General features: G+C 43.0%; 19 protein-coding genes. 5 read left to right on the forward strand and 14 right to left on the reverse strand.

Annotated elements, in window-relative coordinates; translation table 11 throughout:
• Positions 1–105: 105 nt before the first annotated feature.
• Positions 106–891, forward strand: coding sequence for a prolipoprotein diacylglyceryl transferase (lgt, locus tag L884_RS0102290; protein ID WP_028765972.1), 786 nt, complete (start codon positions 106–108; stop codon positions 889–891).
• Positions 892–979: 88 nt separating this feature from the next.
• On the opposite strand, the gene L884_RS0102295 is transcribed toward lgt, so the two are convergent.
• The 6 genes from L884_RS0102295 to L884_RS0102325 form a co-directional block, all read right to left on the reverse strand.
• Positions 980–3,136: a TonB-dependent receptor gene (locus L884_RS0102295; protein WP_028765973.1), complete on the reverse strand. Its 2,157-nt coding sequence runs from the start codon at positions 3,134–3,136 to the stop codon at positions 980–982.
• 364 nt (positions 3,137–3,500) lie between these two features.
• On the reverse strand, positions 3,501–4,580 hold the full coding sequence (locus L884_RS0102305; protein WP_028765975.1) for a glucosaminidase domain-containing protein: 1,080 nt from the start codon (positions 4,578–4,580) through the stop codon (positions 3,501–3,503).
• Between the two features lie 162 nt (positions 4,581–4,742).
• On the reverse strand, positions 4,743–5,159 hold the full coding sequence (locus tag L884_RS0102310; RefSeq protein WP_028765976.1) for a c-type cytochrome: 417 nt from the start codon (positions 5,157–5,159) through the stop codon (positions 4,743–4,745).
• 1 nt (position 5,160) lies between these two features.
• Positions 5,161–5,550 carry a hypothetical protein gene (locus L884_RS0102315; protein WP_028765977.1) on the reverse strand — a complete coding sequence of 130 codons (390 nt, stop codon included), beginning with the start codon at positions 5,548–5,550 and terminating at the stop codon, positions 5,161–5,163.
• Entirely contained in the window at positions 5,550–6,776 is a 1,227-nt protein-coding gene (locus L884_RS0102320) for a sulfite oxidase (RefSeq protein WP_028765978.1), read from the reverse strand. Before L884_RS0102320 ends, L884_RS0102315 begins: the two co-directional genes overlap by 1 nt.
• On the reverse strand, positions 6,776–7,096 hold the full coding sequence (locus L884_RS0102325) for a c-type cytochrome (RefSeq protein ID WP_028765979.1): 321 nt from the start codon (positions 7,094–7,096) through the stop codon (positions 6,776–6,778). The genes L884_RS0102320 and L884_RS0102325 overlap by 1 nt, the downstream gene beginning before the upstream one ends.
• Before the next feature lie 529 nt (positions 7,097–7,625).
• On the opposite strand from L884_RS0102325, the gene L884_RS21580 reads away from it, so the two are divergent.
• A complete protein-coding gene (locus L884_RS21580) occupies positions 7,626–8,468 on the forward strand; it encodes a hypothetical protein (protein WP_051435496.1) in 843 nt (280 codons plus the stop codon).
• A gap of 62 nt (positions 8,469–8,530) precedes the next feature.
• On the opposite strand, the gene L884_RS0102335 is transcribed toward L884_RS21580, so the two are convergent.
• Complete coding sequence (locus L884_RS0102335) at positions 8,531–10,252, reverse strand: chloride channel protein (protein ID WP_028765980.1); 1,722 nt, start codon at positions 10,250–10,252, stop codon at positions 8,531–8,533.
• Positions 10,253–10,310: 58 nt separating this feature from the next.
• On the opposite strand from L884_RS0102335, the gene L884_RS0102340 reads away from it, so the two are divergent.
• Complete coding sequence (locus L884_RS0102340) at positions 10,311–11,114, forward strand: DUF6776 family protein (protein WP_028765981.1); 804 nt, start codon at positions 10,311–10,313, stop codon at positions 11,112–11,114.
• Complete coding sequence (gene erpA, locus L884_RS0102345) at positions 11,107–11,457, forward strand: iron-sulfur cluster insertion protein ErpA (RefSeq protein ID WP_012154245.1); 351 nt, start codon at positions 11,107–11,109, stop codon at positions 11,455–11,457. The genes L884_RS0102340 and erpA overlap by 8 nt, the downstream gene beginning before the upstream one ends.
• Before the next feature lie 75 nt (positions 11,458–11,532).
• Here the strand turns inward: erpA and L884_RS0102350 are convergent, their stop codons facing one another.
• The 6 genes from L884_RS0102350 to L884_RS0102375 all read right to left on the reverse strand — a co-directional run bounded on the left by L884_RS0102350 (position 11,533) and on the right by L884_RS0102375 (position 20,412).
• Complete coding sequence (locus tag L884_RS0102350; RefSeq protein ID WP_051435503.1) at positions 11,533–11,925, reverse strand: hypothetical protein; 393 nt, start codon at positions 11,923–11,925, stop codon at positions 11,533–11,535.
• Positions 11,926–12,111: 186 nt separating this feature from the next.
• The gene (locus L884_RS0102355) at positions 12,112–12,492 is read right to left on the reverse strand and encodes a DUF2750 domain-containing protein (protein ID WP_028765983.1); all 381 of its coding nucleotides are present in this window, start codon (positions 12,490–12,492) and stop codon (positions 12,112–12,114) included.
• 130 nt (positions 12,493–12,622) lie between these two features.
• Entirely contained in the window at positions 12,623–13,318 is a 696-nt protein-coding gene (gene aqpZ, locus L884_RS0102360) for an aquaporin Z (RefSeq protein ID WP_028765984.1), read from the reverse strand.
• Positions 13,319–13,488: 170 nt separating this feature from the next.
• On the reverse strand, positions 13,489–14,940 hold the full coding sequence (locus L884_RS0102365; protein ID WP_028765985.1) for an alkaline phosphatase: 1,452 nt from the start codon (positions 14,938–14,940) through the stop codon (positions 13,489–13,491).
• Between the two features lie 112 nt (positions 14,941–15,052).
• On the reverse strand, positions 15,053–17,557 hold the full coding sequence (locus L884_RS0102370; RefSeq protein ID WP_028765986.1) for an alpha/beta hydrolase family protein: 2,505 nt from the start codon (positions 17,555–17,557) through the stop codon (positions 15,053–15,055).
• 89 nt (positions 17,558–17,646) lie between these two features.
• Positions 17,647–20,412 carry a TonB-dependent receptor plug domain-containing protein gene (locus L884_RS0102375; protein ID WP_028765987.1) on the reverse strand — a complete coding sequence of 922 codons (2,766 nt, stop codon included), beginning with the start codon at positions 20,410–20,412 and terminating at the stop codon, positions 17,647–17,649.
• Between the two features lie 353 nt (positions 20,413–20,765).
• Between L884_RS0102375 and L884_RS0102380 the strand changes: the two genes are divergently transcribed.
• The gene (locus L884_RS0102380) at positions 20,766–22,913 is read left to right on the forward strand and encodes a winged helix-turn-helix domain-containing protein (protein WP_028765988.1); all 2,148 of its coding nucleotides are present in this window, start codon (positions 20,766–20,768) and stop codon (positions 22,911–22,913) included.
• A 6-nt stretch (positions 22,914–22,919) separates the two neighbouring features.
• Here L884_RS0102380 and L884_RS0102385 read toward each other — a convergent pair whose 3' ends face one another.
• Positions 22,920–24,029 carry an anhydro-N-acetylmuramic acid kinase gene (locus L884_RS0102385; RefSeq protein ID WP_028765989.1) on the reverse strand — a complete coding sequence of 370 codons (1,110 nt, stop codon included), beginning with the start codon at positions 24,027–24,029 and terminating at the stop codon, positions 22,920–22,922.
• Positions 24,030–24,085 lie beyond the last annotated feature (56 nt).

A 24,085-nucleotide genomic window follows, 5' to 3' on the forward strand; every position in this document is an offset into this window, starting at 1 on the left:
TGTCGCTAATTTTGCTAAAACCTTGCCAAAGAGGGTTTTGAGGGGTAAAACTGCCCATGACTTATCATCTTTTCGATTCAGAACAATCTATTTGGAAGGCTTAGTTTGGACCATTTTATTTGGAATATTGATCCTATTGCGTTTAGTGTGATGGGATTAACTGTACACTGGTACGGTATTTTATTTGCACTTGCCATCGCCTCTGGTTTTCAAGTGATGAAACGTATTTATATTAAAGAAAGTCTCCCAGTTGAGTCGTTAGATAATCTATTAATGTATTGCGTTGTGGGTATTATTGTCGGTGCGCGTTTAGCTCACTGCTTGTTTTACGATCCCGCTTACTATTTAAGTAACCCAATAAAAATTCTCGCGATTTGGGAAGGCGGTTTAGCTAGTCACGGTGGTGGCCTTGGCGCAATATTGGCGTTGTACTATTATCAGCGTCAGGTGAAGTTACCGTTTTTATTCCTGTTAGACAGACTCGCAATTGCGACAGCAATTTTTGGTTTCTTTGTGCGTATGGCTAATTTTGTCAATTCAGAAATTTTAGGCCTACCGAGTAATGCGCCTTGGGCTATCATTTTTGAGCGAGTAGATATGACGCCGCGTCATCCAGCTCAACTATATGAGGCCATTGCTTATTTGTCGATTTTTGTATTGTTATGGGCCATTTATAAACTTAGCGATATGAAGCAAAAGCACGGCGCGATTTTTGGCTTATTCCTAGTGCTGGTATTTAGCTCTCGCTTCTTAATTGAAATGGTGAAAGTAAAGCAAGCTGTGTACGCCGATACGTGGACATTTAGTGCTGGACAATTACTGAGTATTCCATTCTTAGTGGTGGGAATAGTACTGCTTGTTTTACCTTATGTGAGGAAGGCGAAAGCGTAACGTCTACAAAGCTCAATTAATACAAAGCCGTTAGCGTGTGCTAACGGCTTTTTTATTGGTTAGTTTTTGATTCTATATGATAACAGGGTTAGAACGGCAAGCTAAAACCTACTGTTGCGGTGCGCCCCATACCTTTAAAGTAACGGGTATCTTTGCCAACGGTTTGTGAGTAGTAGGTGTAATAGTCTTCATTTAATAGGTTTTGTATACCTATGCTTAACGTGCCGCTATACACTGGAATGGCAATTGATGCATCAACCGTGGTGTAGCCGTCGAAGTTGGCGTACACCTTGTTATTGGCGTCTTTGAAGTCTTTATCCATATAGAAATTAGCTTGAATACGAGTTGATATATCATTATCAAAGTAGTGATTCCAAAATAGGTTTACCCGATTTGGTGATATATTCGCACCGTCAAGATCGGTATCGACTTGTTGATCATCATTGGAGTCGTATTCACCATTTTGAATCGCTAGATTAACTCCGACATCATCATTGTCTCCAATGTAAGCAGTTACATTGGCCTCAATTCCTTCTATCAGGCTTTTTTCACGTTTAACTACAAACGAACCGCTACCATCCTCCTTTTCGACCATGCGCGCACCGTAGTCACTTGAGGAGCGGTAGTAAGCTATTTTAGAGCTAAAATATTCACCTTGATAATCGGCACCAAACTCAATGTTGTCAGTCACGATTGGATCGAGTGCTAACGTATCTTCAATGCTAGGATTTACGCCTTGGAAGTTATCGCCATCACGTAGGACTCGTCCAACATCTGGCATACCAAAACCTTGATTGAAGCTAGTGTAGAGTCGCAGTCCAGAAGTGACTTGATAAGAAGCACCAATATTAAACAGAGTTTCATTAAAGTCAGGACTGCCGCCTTGCACATGTTTGTTACCGTAACCATACATGGTCTTATAATCATCGACTTTTAGTTTGGCGTACTCGTAACGCACCCCTGCAGATAGAGTCAAGTTGTCTATTAAGTCGTAATCAAACTGTGCAAAGGGAGCAATATTGTCATAGGTGCTTTCTGGTACCCATGATACTCCACTCATGACCATATCTTGCTCGGTAGTATCGCGAAATATATCTAAACCATAGGCTATGCTTACCCCTGAGTTAGCAATGTTATTGGCCATCATAGAGGCTTTCATGCCCCATTTTACTGATTTGTTACGTGACTGCTCATAGTAAAGCGATTCGCCGTTTTCACCAGTACCGCAAACGGTTACTTGATCGCTGCCTTCCATACTCGGGTCATAAAAGTCAGACCAACAGCCACCACCATAAACGGCTTCAAAATTTTGATTAAAGAATTGTAAGTTGAGCTGTTGGCCCGCAATGTCTTCATGGGTATAAGTCAAACTCGTTGTCGTGACTTGATTATTTGCAGCGTCCCAAGGTTGTTCTTGTTTGATGGCGCCAGTTGGAATGTCATTTTCTTTATCGCCTGTCACGGCCATATAGTCGCCATTGTTTTCCATATTGTAATGGTTAACCATTAACTCAAGGCGTGAGTTGTCAAAGTTATGTCCAAGCTTGATGAAGAAGTCCATACTTTGGCTATCCATTGATTCGCCTTGGGTGGTATCGACACCAATCATGTCATCATTTGCATCGTAATAAACACCGTTATTACGATAGCTTACCGCGCCTATCATATCTAAGTGCTCTGATTCACCGGAGAAGCTATAGCTGGTACCAAAACTCACGCCATCAGACTCAAGGTTGTTGGGTACAGTGACATCAAAACTGACATGGTGCTCACTATCAGCACTGGGCTTTTTAGTTATGTAGTTAATAATACCGCCTTGAGCACCAAGTCCGTGCATCGCATTCGCACCATGAATGATTTCAATACGTTCTATCATGGCTGGATCAATGGTTTGCCCTGAGCGGCCACCACTTCTAAGAGGGTTTGATTGGGGAACACCATCAATCATAATTAGCGGCGTCCTACCGCGTAAAGTCTCACCAGTATTACTCATTTTCTGGCGACTAGGAGAGAAGCTTGGCGCGAGGTTACCTATAATCGTTGAGAGATCTTGAGTTGTTCTAAGTTGTTCATTTAGTTGCTCTTGATCGATTATTGTTACAGTATTCGGAATGGCGCTGACCGGTTTATCCATTCGGCTTGCTGTTACTGTGATGACTTCGATATCGCTGTCTTGTGCGATAGCAAGGGGAGGAGCAATAGCGGCTGTGATTGATAGCGCAATAATGGAGTTCTTAAACTGCATGTTAGACCCTGTTTAAGTGGAAACACTAATGAGTTTTATGTGTCCATCCATTGGCAATTATTTCCTAGCGTGTTTACTCACAAATGTAAATGATAATGATTAGTGTTTTTAGGGTAATGGTGCTAATAAGTGATGTCTATGCTAAGTACAAACATTGCACAGCAGATCTTTTGAAGTGTGAGGCAGGTCTCTATGTATGTGGTGAATTTGTTGCAATTAAGGTTTTATTAAGCGTTAATTATCTATTTGATTACATTTGTTGCGTTGGTGGTGAGTGCGTAGCGAATAATCTCTGTTTGCAAGTAATAAAAGTTAAGGTATTTAATCGTTTAATTAAATACCTTATGTCGGAAGCTACCGCTACTTAATCAGGTCTAGGGATTAAATGTAGTGGCGCGGCGTCACTTAAATAAGCTTCATCGACTTGATCTAGCTTGTTGTAACTAATCATTTGCCGTATGCCATCAATATAGGCTTGGCCTCGTTCAGAGTATTTATCTAATGTACCTGCTAGTTCCATTCCGGTAATTGGTTTATTTTCTGCACGTAACTTTGCTCGCAACTGCCTCAGTTTTTTATAGGCGTTATTGGTATTAAGGTTAAGCATATAACCTTCAACAGATGCTAGCGGGGTGTCAAAGCGGGCTAGACCGTAGTTGCCCAACTCTTTACGTTGTTGTTTGGGGATCATCCCTTTACCGCTAAAGTCCCACTGACCAAAAAATGCGTTACCTTCAACGGTAAAGCGTGAGGTTGCCCAGCCACTCTCTTCAGCTGCTTGAGCCAGTACTAGTGACGGCGGCAGGATATCAACTTCTTCTAATAGTGTTCTGCGTTGTTGCTCGGTAAGTGCAGTACTGTCGTCTTTGGTGACTTTGTATTTAAAGGCGATCTTTTGCAGTAATACGTCGTCTAATGGTGACTCCGCGATAAGTCTGCGTTCGAGTAAAATATTTTCGTTAGCGACAAGGATTAATGGCGCAAGTAAACGAAAGAACACCATCTTTTTTTGTTGTACTGGAATTTGGTTTGAGGTCCTTTGCCAGCGTTCACTGACTGATTCAAAAGTCAGCCTTGGCACCTCTCTGTTGCCTTGTTGCCAACTTTGGGTGTTGTAATTGAGAGAGTCAAATAGCGCCATTAATTCATCGAGCGAGTTGACACGCATATCTTTAGGTTTTTTTGTTGGACGTTCATCTGAAACCGCAGTGAAGCTAGTCTGTGTACTCGCTGAGCCAGCAGGTGTGGCCAGATCTTGTGCCTTTATTCTTGTTGCTGACTTTTCGCTTATTGTTTGTTTTTGCTCACTATTAGAATTGTGTTGCTCATTGTGGGTGACCGGATTTGCGCCACTTTCAGGGTTAAATTGTGAATTAGCAGCATAGAGAATAAGTGTCACACTAAGTGCTGCTAGAGCAAAAACAGTTTGAGGCTTTTTAAGCATAAAGCGTCCTAATATAAAGGGGAGTTAGCTTAAACTTAGCCTAATCTGTATCTATAGACCTAATCTTGGCAGGAATTCTGCAAACTTTGCTGGTGGGGTGAAATAAAAAGCCCAACTGCAAGTGCATTTGGGCTTCTTAGTGCGGTTGCTTAGCTAATTGTGCTACTTACTTAAGTCAGACGCAGTCTGAGTCGAGTAGTAGTAAGCAACATCTTTCATCTCAGTTTCCGACAGCATGCCTGCTTGAGCTTGCATGAGAGGATCACTGCGATCACCGCGTTTAAAGTCAACTAACTGTTTAAACAAGTAAGCTGCTTTCTGGCCTTTGATGTCGGGGTAAGTTGTCATCATTTTAAGCATGGCATCACCATGACAAGCAATACAACGTTGGTTAGCGAGAGCTTCACCTTTACTTGCATCCGCTTGGTAGTTTAGCGCGTTTGCTTCAAGCTTAAGGCCCTTAACCGCAAGTGTATCTTTAAATGAAGTATCTGTCTCAGCTTGAGCTAAACTAATGCTTACAGACGTTGCCCAGATCAAGCTCGTTGCTAAGACTTGTTTTAATAAGCTATTACTCATCTTAACCTTCCTTCGTTGATGTTGGCATTGGCGGCATTTGCTCGCTATCTAAAGGCTTACGTCTAAAGATCTTCATGTCGATACCAGTTTCATCGTAATAAGTCGAAAGGTAATCAAGTACAGGATCCCAAGTATCTGAGAGATCCCATAAGCCTTGAGTATCAACCATCCATTGAATAGTATCGCGCCAAACTTCACGGTTACCCTTGTTTTGAGGAATGATAGCTGTGGTGTGGCAGGCGTTACATTGATAGTTCACCATCTCCCACCCCGGTGCCATAATCAAACCTGATTCAGGATCTATCGGGTAGCTTTTTCCAGCATCAGCCGCCATAGCAGGCGAGAGGCTGCTTAAGGCAAGTAAGCCTAGCGAAAATAGAGTCTTTGTCATTATACGACCCTTACTGCCACTCGGTGACAGCCATTAAATAGGTAACCTTTCGGGTTCCATTGCGGTTGAACCATTGGCTGACTATCGCCCTTAGTATCAGTCGCGCGGGCCCAAATTTCATAGTAACCAGTCTGTGGTAGTTTTAGATCAACTTGCCACTGCTGCCATGCTGTAGGATTCACAGGTTTAGTTAGTGAAGCGGTAGTCCAAGTTGTACCGTAGTCATAACTCACTTCAACCTTAGCTACTTCGCGCATACCAGCCCACGCATGGCCGCTTACAGAAAGTGTTTTACCTAAAGCCATTTCGCTGCCAGTTTGTGGCGCAGTAATTAGCGACTTAACAATCATTTCCTCGATGATCTTAAAGTCTTTGTTTGCTACTTTCTCACCAGGCGCTACTGGGTATTTTGGTACTTGGTAAGCTGGAGCTTCCATTTTCTTACCATCGTGTACGCGATCTCTAACGCCCATGCCTGTTGCACATTTTTGTGAAACAGAGCCCGGACGACCACCAAATACGATACGTAATGGGTAACCGTGCATGTATGGAATATCTTCACCGTTCATGCCCCAAGCGATCATGCCGTTTTCATTCATAGCCGCATCGATAGGTACACCACGAGAGATCGCTGCACCTTTACCACTAATATGCTTATCTGCACCGTAGTGAGCAGTATAAACTGCATCACTCTTGACACCGCAGTCTGCTAGTACGTCTTTAATTAGTACGCCTGTCCACTCGGCACAAAATACTGCGGTGTTACTCCACTGGTTACCTTTTGCGTTTGGATAGAAGTTTTCACGGCTGTTACCACCACATTCAAGTACTAACTGTTGAGTGTGGGTTTTGAATTTTTTCTTTAGCTCAGCAATGGTGTAAGTCTTTGGCGTTTCGATTGACTCACCATCTACAGTGAATTCCCACGTATCAGGATCGATCTTATCGAACTCTGGCATTTGACCATTCCAGCGAATAAAGGCAACGTCAGCAGGAGTTTTTACTGGAGCAAGTAAGTGCTCTGGAGGAAAGGCGTTAAGCGGGCTTGAGTTTAGTACTTTAAAGTGGCTTGGTAAGTCGTCTACGTTCTTCCACTTAACTGCTGAAACATCCATAGGCTCGATGCCTGCTGGACGGTTTGATGCAAAAGCCCAATTCAGAGGCAGCATGGCTGTTACAGAGGTCGCCGCAGCGCCCTTTAAAAATTTACGTCTATCGATAGCCATTAGTCTTGCTCCTTCCCAGTATTGAAATAAACCGCCATTGCTTGCATTTGTTCTTCTGTTAATAACTTTGCGACCTTGCTCATGGTCTTATCTTGGCGTGTTTCTGCTTTAAAGTTCTTTAATTGTCCAACCATGTATTGCACGTTTTGCCCCTTCAAATTAGGGATTGAATCGAATTCATTACTGCCGTCGACTCCATGACATGCAATACACATGTTGAGCAGCTTCTGATAGTCCTCAGCTTGTGCTTGGCTATTGAAGCCAATCATCGAAGCTGAAACCACGACTAGTGCTGTTATTTTATTTTTTAATACACTCATTAGGTGCCCTTATCGGGTGATGTTATTTACGTTTGGCCTATAGCGGCTGCAAAAGAATTCGCTATCTCAGTGCACAGAGCTTGATACTGGCGATATCAAGTCACGACCCTGCAACGTTTTTTTATCAAGGCCGTCAGATGCATCTTTTCGTTTTGTTGCATAAGAAGGCGATTGAGTTCGTAAAATTACAGAAAAATGTGACCTTTAGCCTGTAAAAAGTTCTAAAAAGTTGTGAAATGAACTATTTAATAGAAAGGTTTGATGCGATTGAGGTTGTAAGCTTTCTAATAACTGGTGTTGATGATTTTGAGGTGTGTTTGTTGTTGCATTATTAGGCTATCGTACTGAATATGCTGGATTTTAGTTGTTATCTTATGTTCTGTAGATAATTTGAACGTGATGTTTACTTGTTAATCATTAGTCTTGTTAAACTTTTACGGTGGTAGACTGGGGGAATAAGTCGACTCGATTTTACTAATATGTTTAATTTTGGCATTTTTTTAAGCAAACATGCAGAGCATTAACAATCATGTCGAGTAACGAAGTCATACCTGAACTGATATTCATTTCAAAAATACTGGTGTCAATTTTTGCAGTGCTGGGATTATCTTATGTGGCGGAAAATGTCAGCCCTAAAGTGGCTGGTTTGTTATCAGGTTTTCCTCTTGGGAGCGCAATAGCTTTATTTTATATTGGCCTAGAAATGGATATTGAGTTTGCTGCGCAAAGTGCGACCTTTACACTGGCTGGCTTCTCGGCATCTTTGGTGTTGGCTTATTGCTATTATCACGCTAGCAGGTGGCTCGAAAAGGGCGATAAATATACTCGTTGGCAGATTTGTAGTATGTCTGCACTAATGTCAATTAGTGGCTTTTTAATAGTGGCATATGTATTGAATTTAAGCCGGTTAAGTTTGACAGCAAGTTTTATGATAACGCTAGCGAGCATTTGCCTATTTGCGTTTTTATTTCGTCATATTGACGATACCAGAGTTGATACGAAAGTGGCGTTAACTTTTAGGGTGAGTTTATTAAGGGCGCTTGCTGCAGCATCGATAGTGTTGTTAATTACGGGCATTGCCAAAACGGTGGGGACTGGTTGGGCTGGCGTGTTATCGTCTTTTCCTATTACGCTATTTCCGTTTCTAATTATTATTCACTTAAGTTACGGTGCAGCTAGCGTGCACTCAGTGATTAAGCATTACCCCTACGGGCTTGGCGCGTTGATGATTTATACACTTTCAGTTAGCTTTGTTTACCCAGTATTAGGGTTATGGCTCGGTACATTGTTATCGTTTTTGTTTGCTACTGTTTATCTGCTGCTATTACTGATGCTACAGCTAGCTGGTGATTGTTTTCGTAAGCTAGGTTAAGCCATGCTTTGAAGTTGCGTATGAACATCTCTAACTAACGAAACATAATGGGCTTGAGCGATTTATACTTGGCCTGAACGGATCTCTTTTTGTAGTGCCATCCAATTTATAACACCGACAATATTGTCTGGCGTTTGCTGATAAATATAGACCTCTCCACGACGCTCTTTTGCCAGTAGTTGGTATACCTCATTTAAGGTGCACGTATCAGGGAGTCCTTGTACTGGGTGGCGCGTAAGCGTGCTATCTTCATCACGACGTTGCAGTTGTAGCTGTAGCATTTCAATATCACCGCTATTGTTTCGAACTAAAACTGAACGTCCTTCAGCGCGTTTAAGTACCTCTAAAAGTAGCTCATCGTTGTCATTTACAATAACAAAGCGTTTATCCATCAGGTGACGAACTCCCACCTTTTGTAAGCCAAGATTAACGGGGGCAACCTTATAGCCTAATCCCATAATCTCCAACTGCTTAAAGAAAATGGATTTAGTATTAAAACCTTGGTGGGCAATGAGAAACGCCGGAATAACCACAAACATTGAGGGTAAAATAATTGAGGCGTTATTGGTTAGTTCAATTAATGCTACAAGTGCCGCGAGTGGGGCACTAAGACACACGCCCATCATGCCAGTCATGCCGATAATAGTATAAAGACCAATATAGGGGGCAACACTGGGGAAAAATATGGCACTGATTAAAGCTAATATTGTGCCGAGTAATGCGCCAATACCGTAAAGCGGCCCAATTAACCCACCGGGGATCCCAAGGCCAATTGCCGCAATTGTTGCGATGGTTTTGCCAATTAAAATGGCTAAAAGGAATAGAATACTTGGGTGCTGGTTAATTGTTTCAGCAATGGCAAGCTCTCCGCTACCTATCGCGGGCGGTAGGATTATTCCGACCAAGGTCGTTACAGCGCCGGCTAATAGTAGTCTGTTGATAAGTGGCCACTTTTGTCCGATAGCTGTGATTTTTAGTAAGCTGGTGTTAAAAAATGCAGCGATACAACCTAAGATAATACCGAAAATAGCCAGCAGCGGGTATTGGCTTAATGGGATCACCTCAGCACCAATCTGTTCAAACTCATGGACATCGCCAAACACCATTTGACTGGTTAATGCTCCGCAAATGGCTGATAACATAATGGGAAAGAAGTAGTGAATTTTGTATTCGCGTAATACCACCTCAAACACGAATATAACTGCTGCTAGTGGCGCGTTAAAAATCGCTGCAATACCTGCCGCTATGCCACTGGCGCACATTACCCGAACACTGTTATCGGGTAGATGAAATTTTTCAGCTAATACGCTGGCACTGACAGCGCCTAAATGAATAGCGGGGCCCTCTCTACCGACAGAGAAGTTGGTTGCAAGTGCAAATAGGGCTTGAAAGAACTGACCGGGCGCTGATTGGAGTGGGATTTTGCCGTAATGCAGTTTCATTCTGTGGATCACATAAGCGATTCCCATGCGTTTGTAACGCTGAGATCCCATTTTTGCGACGCCCCAGATTAAAAATGAGCCTAAAAGCGGTAATAATACTCGCCAGTCATCAATGAGATCCGTAAAATTCAGCTCTTGGGTTTTGGTGAAGGTATCGCACCAAACCAAAAGTAGTCGAAAAAGTAGAATCACACCTGAAGCAAAGAGTGCAAATAACAGTGCCAGTAAACATAGCTGCACGCTGACTTTAGACTGAGACAGTATGTCTTTAAGCTCAGTATTAAAGTACTTTTGAAATTGCGCTCGCTTATTTTCTATTGCTGGGTGCACAGGGTTTTCCAGAACGTGTTGGCCACATTGCTTGCCAATGTGAGCTTTTTTATTAAGGGACTGTTACTTAATGTCAAATTATCATCGTTGGCTCGATCGCATGCAAGTGATTGAACGACAAATTAGGCCTTCGAGTGTTTATTTGTTGCTTTTAGTTATTGTAGCCTTTGTTTTAGGTGCTTTAAGTTATGATGTTGCCAAGCAACATTATTTGCCTAAACCCAAGGTACAAGTGGATAAATCAGAGCAATATATTGCTCAATTACATGAGCAAGCACAAACCCTTGCAGCCCGTAATATAGAGCTGGCCCTTGAACGTGAAGCGAATGACAACATGCAAGCTATGTTTGTTGAGCAAAACGCTAAGAATAATGAGCTTGCCCGTGAGTTGGCTTTTTACCGAAGTGTGATGGCGCCTGAAAATAGTGCTGATGGTGTGGCCATTAATGGTTTAGAATTGACGCCGAGTATTGAGCCGCGGCAATATCGTATCAAACTGGTACTGACACAACTGGAAAAGCGTAAACGCTCATTAGCGGGTCGCAGTGAAGTGACGTTAGTTGGATTGCAAGATGGCAAAACGGTGAGTCTTAAACTAGCAGATTTGACCGATGACTCATTTAAGTTCAAGTTTAGATATTTTCAGATTTTAGATGGCGAATTTACATTGCCTGAAGGCTTTAGCTTATCTAGAGTGAAGGCAAAAGTGATAGTTCCTGCGAGTCGCTGGACCAAAGGGTCGCAAACTGAACAGGAATATAACGCACAAGATTTACTTGTGGATGAAAAAGAGCAGGGCATATTACTTGAACAAAACACTCAGGTATTAGATAATTCTGCGCAGCAAACAGATGTAAGAGGTAGTAATGACTGAACAAGCTGAAGATGCTTTGCCAATTCGTTTTACTGATGCGGCGGCTTCAAAAGTAAAAACCTTGCTTGAAGAGGAAGAAAACGACGCGCTAAAGTTACGTGTATATGTGACTGGCGGCGGTTGCTCTGGCTTCCAATATGGTTTTACGTTCGATGAGAAAGTAAACGAAGGCGACTTTACTGTAGAAAAGCAAGGTGTTCAGTTGGTCGTTGACCCAATGAGCCTGCAATATCTTGTTGGTGGTGAGGTTGATTATACCTCGGGCCTTGAAGGTTCGCGCTTCTTTGTTAAGAACCCAAATGCAACCACGACCTGTGGCTGCGGTGCAAGTTTCTCTGTTTAACCACTTGTGGTTAACCATTAAAAAAGCCGTCTTTTGACGGCTTTTTTGTATCTGCATTTTGCTGAAGTATATCTGTTAACGCATGATATTTAGATTTAATGCTCGGCTAAAGTAGCGAATGACTTTTGGGGTAAAGGCTATCCAAACTTGCACCAATGATATGATGATCAGTAAACCAAACACCACCCAATCAGGTAACTGGATGCTAAAGCTACCAATGCCATAGCTAGACGGCTCTGAAGGTACCATGTTATCAGGATCTTGCAGCATTATTGGCAATGCACTAGCAATAATTAATTGTAGTGAGGTATATACTCTCAACATCAATAACCCTGCTTTTTGTTTACCAATAATAGCCAGCACCATAAACAGAGTTAAGATACAGAAAAGCACACCTTGTTTAGCCATTAACCCGCTGATAGAAATCATCACTAAAAACACAAGTAACAGCATTAGGCGCTTAGGCATCTTTACTGGAGCAGGTTCTTTATTGGTTTTAGCGGTTTGGGGATCGAGCGAGGTGGGGCTAGCTTCAGGTTTAGCTGGGGGTACAGTTTTTTCACTATCCACTTATTCATTCTCTTTTTAGTTTTATGAGCAGATAAAAAATCAAGATGGCAAGCTAAAGCGCCCGCCATCACAGGAGCTTAATGATTAGTGACGCTTTTTAGGTACTAAACGCTCTTCTAGCTCGTAAGGTGGGATCACTACACCTAAATCATCTTGTACTGGGAATACTGCTACGAATAAGTCGTCATCTTGCATTCCTGGCACCCAACGCTCTAACCATTCGTCAACAGGGATAGCTAAAGTTTGACAATCAGCCCAGTCATCAACAGCCCATGATGCAGCAGCTTCTTCAGTAGGCCACATTGGAATGCAATCTTCCTCTTCAGTGGTCAACATAACACAACCATCTAAATCCTGTAATGACCACAATGTTTGCTGTTCTTTCACTTGTTCAACTAGGTAGTCGTAGCGAGCTTCTGGTGTCATTTCAGTGAGTTGCTTAAGTGTTTTGCTTTTGTTGCTCATGGTGTACATCTCTTAATAGTAAATGAGGCGAGCCTAGAAAATAAGCAAAGCGCGCCGATTGAGATGGATAATAACATTTAGGTGGCTATTGAAAAAGAAAACAGAGCTTAAATCAGCTCTGTTATTTTACCTATTCTTTAGCATCAAAGATTTTGTAAATGCCGCCCGCAATAATCGCTCCCACAATAGGTGCGACCCAAAATAGCCATAACTGGGAGGTTGCCCAGTCGCCAACAAATAATGCAGGCCCTGTACTACGGGCTGGGTTTACCGAGGTGTTTGTTACTGGAATACTGATCAAGTGAATAAGGGTTAATCCAAGGCCTATCGCGATCGGTGCAAAGCCTTTAGGGGCGCGAGCATCGGTAGCCCCAAGAATGATAATTAAGAAAAACATCGTCATGACGACTTCACAGATTAGCGCTGCAGTTAAACTGTAACCGCCGGGAGAATGCTCACCGTAGCCGTTTGATGCAAAGCCTGCAGATAAGCTAAAGCCATCTTGTCCAGACGCTATGAGATATAAAATACCTGCACCAGCAATACCACCAGCAACTTGAGCAATAATGTAGGGCACCAGCTCTGATGCGGGAAAACGTCCTCCGGCCCATAGCCCAATAGAGACCGCAGGGTTCAGATGGCAACCGGAAATATGGCCAATAGCAAATGCCATTGTCAGCACCGTTAAACCAAAAGCGAAGGCAACCCCAAGTAAGCCGATACCGACTTCGGGAAAGGCTGCAGCTAGCACTGCACTGCCACAACCACCTAATACCAGCCAAAGTGTACCAATAAACTCAGCAGTCATTTTTTGCGTCATATTCATATAACAGCTCCTAGTATAGGTTAGTGGCTTTAACGAGCTTGGCGCACTAACTGTAAAAAAAGGCAATGTTACTGCTGTTGCCCAACAAGCTAAATATACTCCAGTTCCAATAAAATGCTAATTAAGTAGCTATTAAATTAACTAGCTACTTATTAACGTTATTTATTTGATTATTGTGTTGGAGTTTGTCGATAACGCTCGTCTTGTACCATTTGAATTAAGGTTGACGCGATTTCGGTATTGTCTTTATGACCTCTAAAGTACAGTGCACCTTTGCCGTAGGCATAAACAGGCACATCGATTGCGTCATGCCCACCAGTAGTCCATCCTGTATAGGTCAACTTATCAATAGCTTGCTTTAGATCGTCGGTGATGATTTGCTCAGCTTTATGTTGAGCTAGTCGAGAATTCAATTTTTTACGCAAGCCATCTAGTTTTCTATCTTCTATATCGATACTGATATGCGGGCGTAAAAAAACACTAAATGCATTTAAGTCATTCAGTACGTTTGGCGTTTCCATTATCAATTTGGCAATACTGCGAGGTAAGCTGTGCACCTGATGCAGTAGCTGACCCTGCCATTGATAGGTACCATCTCTGCCAAGGGTTAGTCCGCCTGTTGAGTGATCGGCTGTTGCAATAAGTAGTGTATCGGGATGGGAGTCGACATAACGTTTAGCTAGCGCCAGCGTCTTGGCAAAGTCGTGCATTTCAGTCATTGCGCAAGCAATATCATTACTGTGACCGCACCAATCAATTTGACTTGCTTCAACCATGGCAATAAATGGCGCATCTTGTTGGCTTAATAACTCTAGTGCTTTGGCTGTCATAGTTGTGAGTCTTAACGGGTCATTGCTCTCTATGGCTGCCGGTAACCCTTTAGGTGCAAATAAGCCTAAGGCTGGTAGGCTGTCTATGCTATTTAGCTCTGTTAGTTGATCAGCATACTGGTAACCAAACTCTTGGAATTCAATCGTCAAATCTCGATCTGCTCTGACAAAATATTGTGTGCCGCCACCTAACATCAAGTCTGCTACAGGACGCTTGTGCACCAGATTGCTGAGATAGCTATCGGCAATCTGGTCGTAATTACGACGGCTCTCATTGTGGGCTAAAAAGCTTGCAGGCGTGGCATGGTTGATTTGCGATGTCACAATAATCGCCGTATTTTTTCCTTGTGCTTTGGCTATTTCGAAAATGGTTGGCAATGCGCCATGTTGATGATCAACGGCTATCGCGCCATTATAACTTTTGTAGCTTGTGGCTAACGCGGTTGCTGCTGCGGCAGAGTCAGTGACATAGGTATCGTCATCAGGGTAAGTGCTTGACATGCCAACAAGTAGTTGGTCAAAAATAGTTTTTTCGACTGATTTTGTTTGTGGATTGTCAGCATAATAACGGTAGGCAGTGGTGTAAGCCGGTCCCATACCGTCACCGATGAGGTAGATGATGTTCTTTGGTAAGTACTCTGTCGCAATAACCGGAGCAAAAGGCGCTGAGTTGCTATGGTTATCATGGCTTTGAGCAAAAGTGTAAGTTGCAGTTAAGCTAGCAATGAGTCCGCCAAATATCAGTTTAGATTGGAGCGCCACTAAACGGGAAAAGCGTGTTGAATGTGTCATAGGGCTAAGTTCCATTTATTATATGAATTGGTTGTGGTGATAGTGTTTGAGCAACTAAGCAGATGGCGCCTAAAGACGCCATCATTTCAGACTTAAGCCCACTATCGGTTTGTTAATGGAAAGTCACTTGTGTGTCATTGGTAACGGACTGACCAAAGGCGGTATCCGTTTTTGCTGAAGGGGCTTGTTTTAGATATTGCTCAAGCCAATTTTCCTGCTCCCAAAGCATATGCATGATTGACTCTTTGGCTTTGTAGCTATGACTTTCGTAAGGAAAGGTGACTAGTCTAGCTTGTCCACCTAATCCTCTAATGGCCTTGAATAGTCTTGCTGACTGCATAGGGTAAGTTCCAGAGTTTGAATCCATTTCGCCATGCATTAATAACAAAGGTTCATCAATCTTATCGGCATGAGTAAAAGGTGATATTTGTTGATACAGGCTTGGCGCCTCCCAGAAGTTGCGCTTTTCATGCTGAAAACCAAATGGCGTTAGTGAGCGGTTATAAGCGCCGCTTCGGGCAATTCCTGCTGCGAACAGATCTGAATGCGCAAGTAGATTTGCCACCATAAATGCGCCGTAAGAGTGTCCCCCAATGGCGACACGTTCTCTATCCGCTACCCCCATTTTAACTAAGGTGTCGATGGCGGCACTGGCATTGGCTACAAGTTGATCCCTAAAGCTGTCATTGGGTTTCTCATTACCCTCACCAACTATTGGCATTGCAACTTTGTCAAAAATCGCATAACCATTGGCGACAAATGGCACGGGACCTTTGCTGCTGATGTGTTGATATTGATTAGCTGAGTAATTCACTTGGCTGGCCACTTCAGCATTTTTGTACTCTCTAGGGTAAGCCCACATTAAAACGGGAAGTGGACCATCGGCTTTATTATAGTTTGCTGGTAAGTACAAAATGCCTGATAAGGGCAGACCATCATTACGGGTGTAATTCACCAGTTGTCTGGTCATGCCTTTGTAGGCCTGAAGCGGCTGATCATTTTTATATAAACTACGCTCTAGCCCCGATTGAGTATCAAGCATCACTAATTCAGGCGGGGTATCAGCGGTTTGTCTGCTAATAATTAATTGTAAGGGTTCGAGGTTTACTACGTATTTGATGCTCTCAAGTTTGTCATTGGCAGATGACCACAAGGTTTGAGTCTTGTGCACTTGTGGCTTATGTTGCTCAATAGGTAATGACTTTAGAAAAGGCTTTAGGCCTTGGGGAGAGGCACCTAAGCCGTAATGTAAAAAACCATTATTATACAGTTTCACCACACGGCCTAGCTGCTCACCATTGATATCTATCGTTTGGCGGTAAAGTCGGCCCGGATCTTTGTAGGTGTCGCGAATCGCTTTTTGGTACCAAAGTGAAAGCTGTTGGTTACTATTAGCTGACGTATCTAATAGGCTGACGCGCATCTGTTTTTTATCTGATTGGCGCTCAGTAATGACTGCAGTATTGAGCTCTCCCCACTGAACTTTACTGATCCGCCAAGGGGTTTTGGTCAGTGGTGTAGGTGGCTGATTAAAAGGAGCAGTTAGTTGCAGTAATTGATCGCGAAAAGCAGTCTTTAAGCGGCTATCTCCTTTATCTAAAGCCTTTACAAACGCTAAAGTGCTTGGTTTGTCTGTGCGCCAATGGATGAGCCGTGGACCTTTTCTAACAGAGTCGCTGCCCGGTGGACGATATTCACTGCTTTCTAATTGAGCAAGCGTAGTTAAGTGCTCACCGCTTGTGCTAAATAATTCTACACTTTGTGCAAAGTCATAGTATTTCACCATATAAGAAAAGGGCGCTTTTACTCGTTTTACTATCAGATATTTATCGTCAGGCGATAAACTATAGCTGATGTTGATTGCAGGCTTACCTATGGCGATAGAGTTCCCTTGCAGGTCAATTAAGCTTAGTTGGCTGGTGGTGAGTGCAGAAAATTCAGCTTCATCTTGGGGATTTTTTAATAGGTCTTGATAGGTACGTCGTGGTGCTTTTTTGCCTATGGTTTGACTGATGTTTGGTGCAATGGCAAGTGTTGCTTTTGCTTGGGTGTCATGGGCTATTGCTAGGTTAGTAAAGATGCCTTTGCTGTTATTTTTCCAGAGATATTTTAGCCCTAAAGTGGCATTTAAGCGGCCTGTATTTAGCTGGGTTGTGGCATCTTTTGCGATATCATAAATATAAAGATTGGCGCCTATTTCAGTTAAGCCAATATAACTTAAAAAGCGGCTATCTGGAGAGAAGCTAACGTTTGCTACCTGCATATTGTTTGCTAGTGGTAGTTGGATATTTGTGGTTGGGTTATTTAGATTAACTAACTCGATAGCCGAGTAACTATATTTAACACGGCTTGGCGTGAGTGATTGTTTAGACACTCTTAGGCCCGCTAGTTTACGTTCATTGGCGGCTAAGTTGTTTATGGTTAGGTGTGTTCTTGGTGTAAGCACCGCAAGCCATTGCTTATCAGGAGATAAGCGAGTGCTTACATTTTTAGTCTGTTCGACGACATTTTGTAGTGGCTGGCTAGGTAGTTTATAGGTGCTGCTTATTGCGTTGCTAATAAATAGCGGGCTGCAAATAGCTATCAGGGCAAACTTTAAGAGCGATTTTCGAGACATTCTTATCTCCTGACAATAACGCTAACGGTAGAAAAAAGCGCCCAGAGAGGGCGCTAAGCGTCTGGTGGTGATTGGAGGTTTACACCAGATTAAAACTTCTGCGAGTAGCCAATAAATACGCTACGACCTACTGCTGAGTAACTGCTGTTGTCGTCCTCGTAAAAAGGCCAGTCGTTGTGCTTATCGTTACGCTCATCGTATAGCGGTGGCATTTCATCAGTTAGGTTTTTTACACCTGCAGTAAATTTGCCATCCCATGGTGCGTAGTAGCTAAGGGTAATATTGACGATTTGGTATGGATCTAAGGTATCGGTTTCCATTGACTCAACATCATCACCGTTAGCGTCAACATATTCAAACAGATCAATGCCTTTGGCTTCACCAGTATAGTAATAAGCGATTGTTGCTCTGAAATCATCATAGCTCCAGCTTAGGCTAGCGTTACCTTTCCACTTAGGGAAGTAATCGGTTTCAGTCTGCTCTTCAATGTCACTATCAACACGCTCTTGGTACTCTTTCTTGATTAGGTAAGAGGCTGCAACTTTAAATTTAAAGTCACCAATCGCGGTTTCTGGGAACTGATAATTAAAGCTAGTGTCGATACCTTCAGATGCTTCATAGGCACTGTTGATAGGGCCTTTACGCATACAAGCAATATTTTCGATGCCGTCATCGTCATACTCTGTCAGGTAACCAACCACATCCATCTCTTCACAGCTATTGTAATTGCCTGTTTGGTAGTATGAGTCATCGGCTAACATTTCATCAGTAGAGATAGTTTTCACTGCGCCTTCAAGCTCAATGTTCCACCAGTCAACCGTGATGTCGGCGTTATCTGTGATATTGGCTACAAGACCTAGGTTCCAGAACTCACCTTTCTCCTCTTCTAGGTTTAAGTTACCTTGAGTGAGTGAGCGGTAGTCATCTTCGTAAATCTCACCTGGAATTGTCGGGTGTGGATAATCGGTGCCACCAAATCCGATAGTTCGCCCTGCATACAGACGGTGCATATCTGGTGCCCTAAAGCTCTTACCCCAGTTAGCGCGTATCATAACCTCTTCAATAGGACGGTATGAAAGACCTACTTGAGGCGTAGTTGCGCCACCCACATCTGAATCATCTAAGTATTGGTCGTAACGCAATGCTGCAGACAAATCTAACGATTTAACTCCTGGCAAGTTTGCTAATAAAGGAACTTGTAGTTCACCGGCAACAGCAACACGGTCACGGTCGCCTTTACCACCAGTGCCACCCATACCGATTAAACCACCGCTTGAAGTGACTTCATCCAGAGTATCTTCATAGCTTTCACGTGCCCATTCTGCGGTTGTTGCAAAACCAACAGTACCAGCTGATAGCTCCATTAGATCACCGGTAAATACCGCTTGGAACTGGTGCATGCTTGAATCTGAGTTTTTAGTCGAGTCAGCAATAAGCATATTTGCTTGTTCTGTGGTTAGCTCATTATGTGGATACCATTTAGAAGGATCGGCATCGTTTGGATCAAAGGTAACAATATCAAGCAGTGCATCAGCGCTCACCATGTGATGGTTTTGTTTTTCATACTTGTTGTAGCTGCTTGACCAAGAGATATCTAGCTCATAATCACCTATAGTACCGTCAGCGCCAAATGAGATGGCTGCTTTAGTGTTTTGAGTATCATAGGTACGCGGTCCTGGGTATTCTTCCATTCTACGAGCAAGGTAGAAACGGTTGTCATCTTCAAACTCGTACTTGTCATAACTTAGTGCTCCGGTCACTTCATCTTGATAGATGCTAGTACCAAAACCTTTTTCATCTTTATATTTAGTGGCTTCTTTATAAGAAGCATTGATCATACCGTATAGCTGCCAGTCATCGTTTAACTCGTAAGTAGTATTCAGTACTAAGTTAACCCGATCATAAGCTGACTGTAGGCCACGGTCGGCGTATTTGTCATAGTAACAACCGTATTTGTAATCTGGGCGGTAAATGCCCTTGTCGCCAAACAGATCACTACATTGCTGCTCATTAAGATTGACGTATTTATCTCCGTGATAAACTTTACTGTAATCAGTGATTCTTGAAGACCAGCTAGAAGGTGCGGCATCACCAAATGGTCCTGCGCCCCACGTTAGCTCGCCATCTTCATTTTCATAGTATGCAGGGCTATATAGATCATCACGTTGATAAGTTTGGATTGACTCAACTTTTTTATATTCAAGCATTAACAAGGTTTGGCTTTTATCAGTATTAAAACCTTGCAGGTAAGATAGGTCGAGTTGCTCACCACCGCCTTGAGTTGGGTCGGTATACTTAGCTGCGACTTTTGCCCCATCAAATTCTTGCTTTAAGATGATATTGACTACACCACCTACGGCGTCTGAACCATAAATTGCTGATGCACCACCTGTTAAGATTTCAATGCGTTGTACGGCAGCGGTCGGAATATCCGATACATCAACAAAGTTAGAAGTACCACCTGCGGCACTCGGGAATGATGCCTGACGACGACCGTTAATTAATACTAGGGTACGGTTTGCGCCCATTCCGCGTAAGTTGACAGAGCTTGCGCTATCGGTGTAACCGTCACTTTCACCATTTAATGAGCCACCATTGTTGGCGACTGATGATTGTAGTACTTCTGAAATTGAGTTTAGGCCACTATTGGCAATATCGTCTGCAGTAATCACGGTTACTGGCGCGACACCTTCAAAATCAGCACGTTTAATACGTGAACCCGTTACTTCAATCTTTTCAATTTCTTCTTTCGCATTTGACTTATCTGCTGCCTCTGCCGCAAACAAGGTTGTAGGGGTAAGTGCAGCCATAGTAACGGCTAAACTTATCGCTGATAGCTTCATGTTAGGTTTCATTTGGTTACTGTCCTTTTCTTATAATTTTGTCTACGTCTAAATCTTGTTTGCGCACGACAAGGTCAGATTCAGTCCGGTTCATTCCAGGGGCAGAAATGGTCGATGTTCCAATTACAATGCTGTTGGTTGTCAACTGAGGTTAGTTGTAATTATTTTGTTATTTACCAGCAACAGGATGAGAGTCGTTTCTATGTTGTTTATAAATCTATTTAATATCTATTGTTTTATTTTTCATTTAGTTATTGTATATTTTTGTCTGGTGCTGAAACGTTTATCTATGTTGAATAGATGTTGTTTTTAAGAGGTTGCAGGGGTATGTAGGGATTAGGCCTGTGGTTTAAAGTGGAGTTTGTATGGTGGAAATTAGAAAAGAAGCGATGTTTAGACTAGGTAGCTGTGAGGTTAATCCTAGTGATAATAGCTTAAATTTTTATCAGATAACTGATACTAACCAGAGTATTGAAAAGGTCTCAATTCAACCAAAATTCATTGAGGTATTAAGTTATTTAGCGCGTCATTATCCGAATGTGGTGACTCGAGAGGAGTTAATTGACACTATTTGGGAAGGTAATAGCTATGTTGGTAGTAAAGCGTTAACTAACGCGATATGGCATTTACGTAAACAACTGAGCAGGGTAAGTGATAAGCAGCTTATTGAGACCGTACGTAAAACCGGTTATCGCTTGCAACTTGAGCCTGAATTTAACCAAGCGGACTTAGTCGATGACCTTGACCTTTTTCAACAGGCTGAACTGAAAATATCCCGCTTAACTGTGTTTAATCGCAGATTACAATTTGGCGGTTTCGTTGCGCTTCTACTGGTGATAGCCATGTGGGGTTACCACCTCTATCAAGATAGCATTCGCTATGTACCAACGCTGAAACAAAATCTAACAACCGCAGCGGGATCAGAGCTTTATCCGGCTGTTTCGCCTGATGGCCGCTGGTTAGTGTATGGCAGTAGAGGCAGTAATCGATATTCCAGTTTATATCTTAAAGATCTACAAAATCCGACAGAAACACCTAAGCGTTTAACCTCTACCAAAAGCTCAGAAATAAGAGCTATTTGGAGCCCTGATGGTGGAAGTCTTTATTACGGTTCTGAACATCGCAGCGAAAATAAATGCTATTTAACTAAGTTAGATTTAGCCAGTAATGAAGCTAGTCGGTTGGCTGAGTGTTATAGCTATAGCTCAGCGATTGATATCGCGCCTGATAGTAGCCGTTTGGTATACATCTGGGACGGCTCAGAAGGCGCTGGTTCAGGCTTATATGAGTTATCTTTGCGTGAAGCCGACCCAAGCCCACAACGCTTATCCTGCAGTGAAGGCTGCAGCTATCGCGATAGAGATCTTGCTTTTAGTCCCGATGGCCAATGGCTGGCGATTGCTCGGCGCTTTGGTAATATTTCAGAGGACATATTTATCGTTAATATAGAGACCGGAGCCGAAAAACGTTTAACCTTTGGTCTTGAAGATATACGTGGTTTGAGTTGGCACCAAGACAGTGAACGGCTGATCTTTAGTACAGAAAACTCCGGGGTGCGTAATGGCTATATCGTTGGTATTGATGATATTAAAGTGATGCCATTAGAGGTTGAAGGGATGAGCTACCCACGCTCAATCCCAAATAGTGATGAGCTGGTGTACTCAAATTACATGCGTGACTATAGCGTTGCCTCATTTGCATTAGAGCAATCTATCCCGACAGCCACATTCCCGCTATTAGAGGTCGAATATAGCTACCGAAACCCTGATTATTCAGAGCAAGCTAAGCGCATTGTCTATGTATCTAATGAAACCGGATTCAATGAAATTTGGACGAGCGATATAGAGGGTAAGCAGCGCCGACAGCATACCGATCTTAAACGCCGAGTAGCCTATCCAAGTTGGTCACATGATGGCAGTAAAGTGGCCTTCTTAGCGCCGGATGATAAGAACGAAGGCAATAAAATACATGTATTGGATATGCAAACTGCCAATATAAGTATCTTGGCTACACCATATTTAGATCATAATCGTCCAAGTTGGGGCTGGAATGATGAGATGGTGTTAGCACGCAGTAAAGATGGCATCACCGAGTTCTATCTTGATAATCGTCTGCCTAAGGTGATTAGCCCGGTAAATATGCGTTTAGGTAAGATGATTAATGACGATAAGTTAGTGTTTACTCAGCTTGGAAAAGGTGGTTTATGGGTGTTGTCGTTAGCAAATCCAGATTCAGTCACTGAACTGATAAGTGCGAACCATTTTGGTGAAGGGTATAACTGGGTGGCGAATGATAAAGGCGTGTATTTTAGGCAAAACCGTCAAGGTTACCAATTGATTAACTTTTGGCGTTTCAATACTGGTTTGATCACACCTATTTTAAAGCTGCCACCGGGGAGTATTCCGCGTTCGGGGTCAATGACCTATATTGCTAATGGCAACAGCTTGCTGATGACCTTATCGCAAAACTATAAACGTGATGTGATAAAGCTACAGCACAAGCTGTTGTATTAACCTAGCTTACGCAGCAGGGTAGAAGGAGCCAAGTACGGCTTCTCTTGATGCGCCTGTCACAGCTGGCAGATTGCCGGGTAACCCTAAGTGATAGCGCATGGCTAACCAAGCAAAAGCAATGCCTTCAACCCATTGCGGATCCATACCAAGTTCTGCTGTCGTCACCACTTTATAATTAGGCAATAACTTGCGTAATCGGTACATTAACTCATCGTTATAGGCACCGCCACCGCACACATACATTTCGCCATTCTCTACCAATTTTAGCGCGTCGTTTGCAATGCTATAACAGGTCAAATCTAATAAAGTCGATTGGATATCGGCCTCATTGAGGTAACCAAATTCGGATAGTTGTTGTTCCGCCCAAGCTTGATTAAACAGCTCTCTACCTGTGCTCTTGGGAGCTGAAAGTGCAAAGTAAGGGTGAGATAGTAAATGCTTTAGCATTTTTTGATCGGTTGTGCCCGACTTCGCCCAGGCGCCCGCTTTATCGAAAGGCTGACCGAGTTGGTGCTGGATCCAAGCGTCACTTAAGCCATTGCCTGGACCTGTGTCAAAGCCTGTTACGGCATCACTGTTGCCCGGTAAATAGGTGATATTAGCTATGCCACCAATATTTAAAATGATGCGCTGGTGATCTGGGCTGGCAAATACGTGCTGGTGAAAGGCCGGGACGAGAGGGGCACCTTGACCACCTAGGGCAACATCTTTGCGCCTAAAGTCAGCAATTACGTTAATACCTGTTTCAACGGCGATGGTGTTTGGATCGCCAATTTGCAGAGTAAACCCCATGTCTAGATTAGGCATATGTCGCACTGTTTGGCCGTGGCTACCAATAGCAACAACCTGTGACTTATCGACTTTAGCCTTGGCTAGCAGGGCATTGGTTGCTTTGCCAAATAAGATCCCCATGCTTCGGTCTAAATGGCCAAGTCGATTGATTTCATCGTTCCCGGGTAGGCAAAGCTTTTGTAAGCTCGAAAGTAATGCTTGTGGTAGTGCTTCTGTGTGAGAGGCTATTAATGTTGGTATATCACCGTCAAAACTCACTAATACAGCGTCGATACCATCCATACTGGTGCCAGACATTAAGCCTACATAATAACTGTTTTGCATAGTTTCAGACCTATTTAATGCGCTTGTTAGCAACAATACATGGGAAAGCGGGCAGC

It is taken from the genome of Shewanella fidelis ATCC BAA-318 (assembly GCF_000518605.1).
In the GTDB taxonomy this organism is placed as follows: Bacteria; Pseudomonadota; Gammaproteobacteria; order Enterobacterales; family Shewanellaceae; genus Shewanella; species Shewanella fidelis.

Bases quoted from the DNA above. Each gene is read 5' to 3' on its own strand.
- L884_RS0102295 (WP_028765973.1), bottom strand. From the start codon at position 3,136: ATGCAGTTTAAGAACTCCATTATTGCGCTATCAATCACAGCCGCTATT.
- L884_RS0102305 (WP_028765975.1), bottom strand. From the start codon at position 4,580: ATGCTTAAAAAGCCTCAAACTGTTTTTGCTCTAGCAGCACTTAGTGTG.
- L884_RS0102310 (WP_028765976.1), bottom strand. From the start codon at position 5,159: ATGAGTAATAGCTTATTAAAACAAGTCTTAGCAACGAGCTTGATCTGG.
- L884_RS0102315 (WP_028765977.1), bottom strand. From the start codon at position 5,550: ATGACAAAGACTCTATTTTCGCTAGGCTTACTTGCCTTAAGCAGCCTC.
- L884_RS0102320 (WP_028765978.1), bottom strand. From the start codon at position 6,776: ATGGCTATCGATAGACGTAAATTTTTAAAGGGCGCTGCGGCGACCTCT.
- L884_RS0102325 (WP_028765979.1), bottom strand. From the start codon at position 7,096: ATGAGTGTATTAAAAAATAAAATAACAGCACTAGTCGTGGTTTCAGCT.
- L884_RS21580 (WP_051435496.1), top strand. From the start codon at position 7,626: ATGTCGAGTAACGAAGTCATACCTGAACTGATATTCATTTCAAAAATA.
- L884_RS0102340 (WP_028765981.1), top strand. From the start codon at position 10,311: ATGTCAAATTATCATCGTTGGCTCGATCGCATGCAAGTGATTGAACGA.
- erpA (WP_012154245.1), top strand. From the start codon at position 11,107: ATGACTGAACAAGCTGAAGATGCTTTGCCAATTCGTTTTACTGATGCG.
- L884_RS0102350 (WP_051435503.1), bottom strand. From the start codon at position 11,925: ATGCCTAAGCGCCTAATGCTGTTACTTGTGTTTTTAGTGATGATTTCT.
- L884_RS0102355 (WP_028765983.1), bottom strand. From the start codon at position 12,492: ATGAGCAACAAAAGCAAAACACTTAAGCAACTCACTGAAATGACACCA.
- aqpZ (WP_028765984.1), bottom strand. From the start codon at position 13,318: ATGAATATGACGCAAAAAATGACTGCTGAGTTTATTGGTACACTTTGG.
- L884_RS0102365 (WP_028765985.1), bottom strand. From the start codon at position 14,940: ATGACACATTCAACACGCTTTTCCCGTTTAGTGGCGCTCCAATCTAAA.
- L884_RS0102370 (WP_028765986.1), bottom strand. From the start codon at position 17,557: ATGTCTCGAAAATCGCTCTTAAAGTTTGCCCTGATAGCTATTTGCAGC.
- L884_RS0102375 (WP_028765987.1), bottom strand. From the start codon at position 20,412: ATGAAACCTAACATGAAGCTATCAGCGATAAGTTTAGCCGTTACTATG.
- L884_RS0102380 (WP_028765988.1), top strand. From the start codon at position 20,766: ATGGTGGAAATTAGAAAAGAAGCGATGTTTAGACTAGGTAGCTGTGAG.
- L884_RS0102385 (WP_028765989.1), bottom strand. From the start codon at position 24,029: ATGCAAAACAGTTATTATGTAGGCTTAATGTCTGGCACCAGTATGGAT.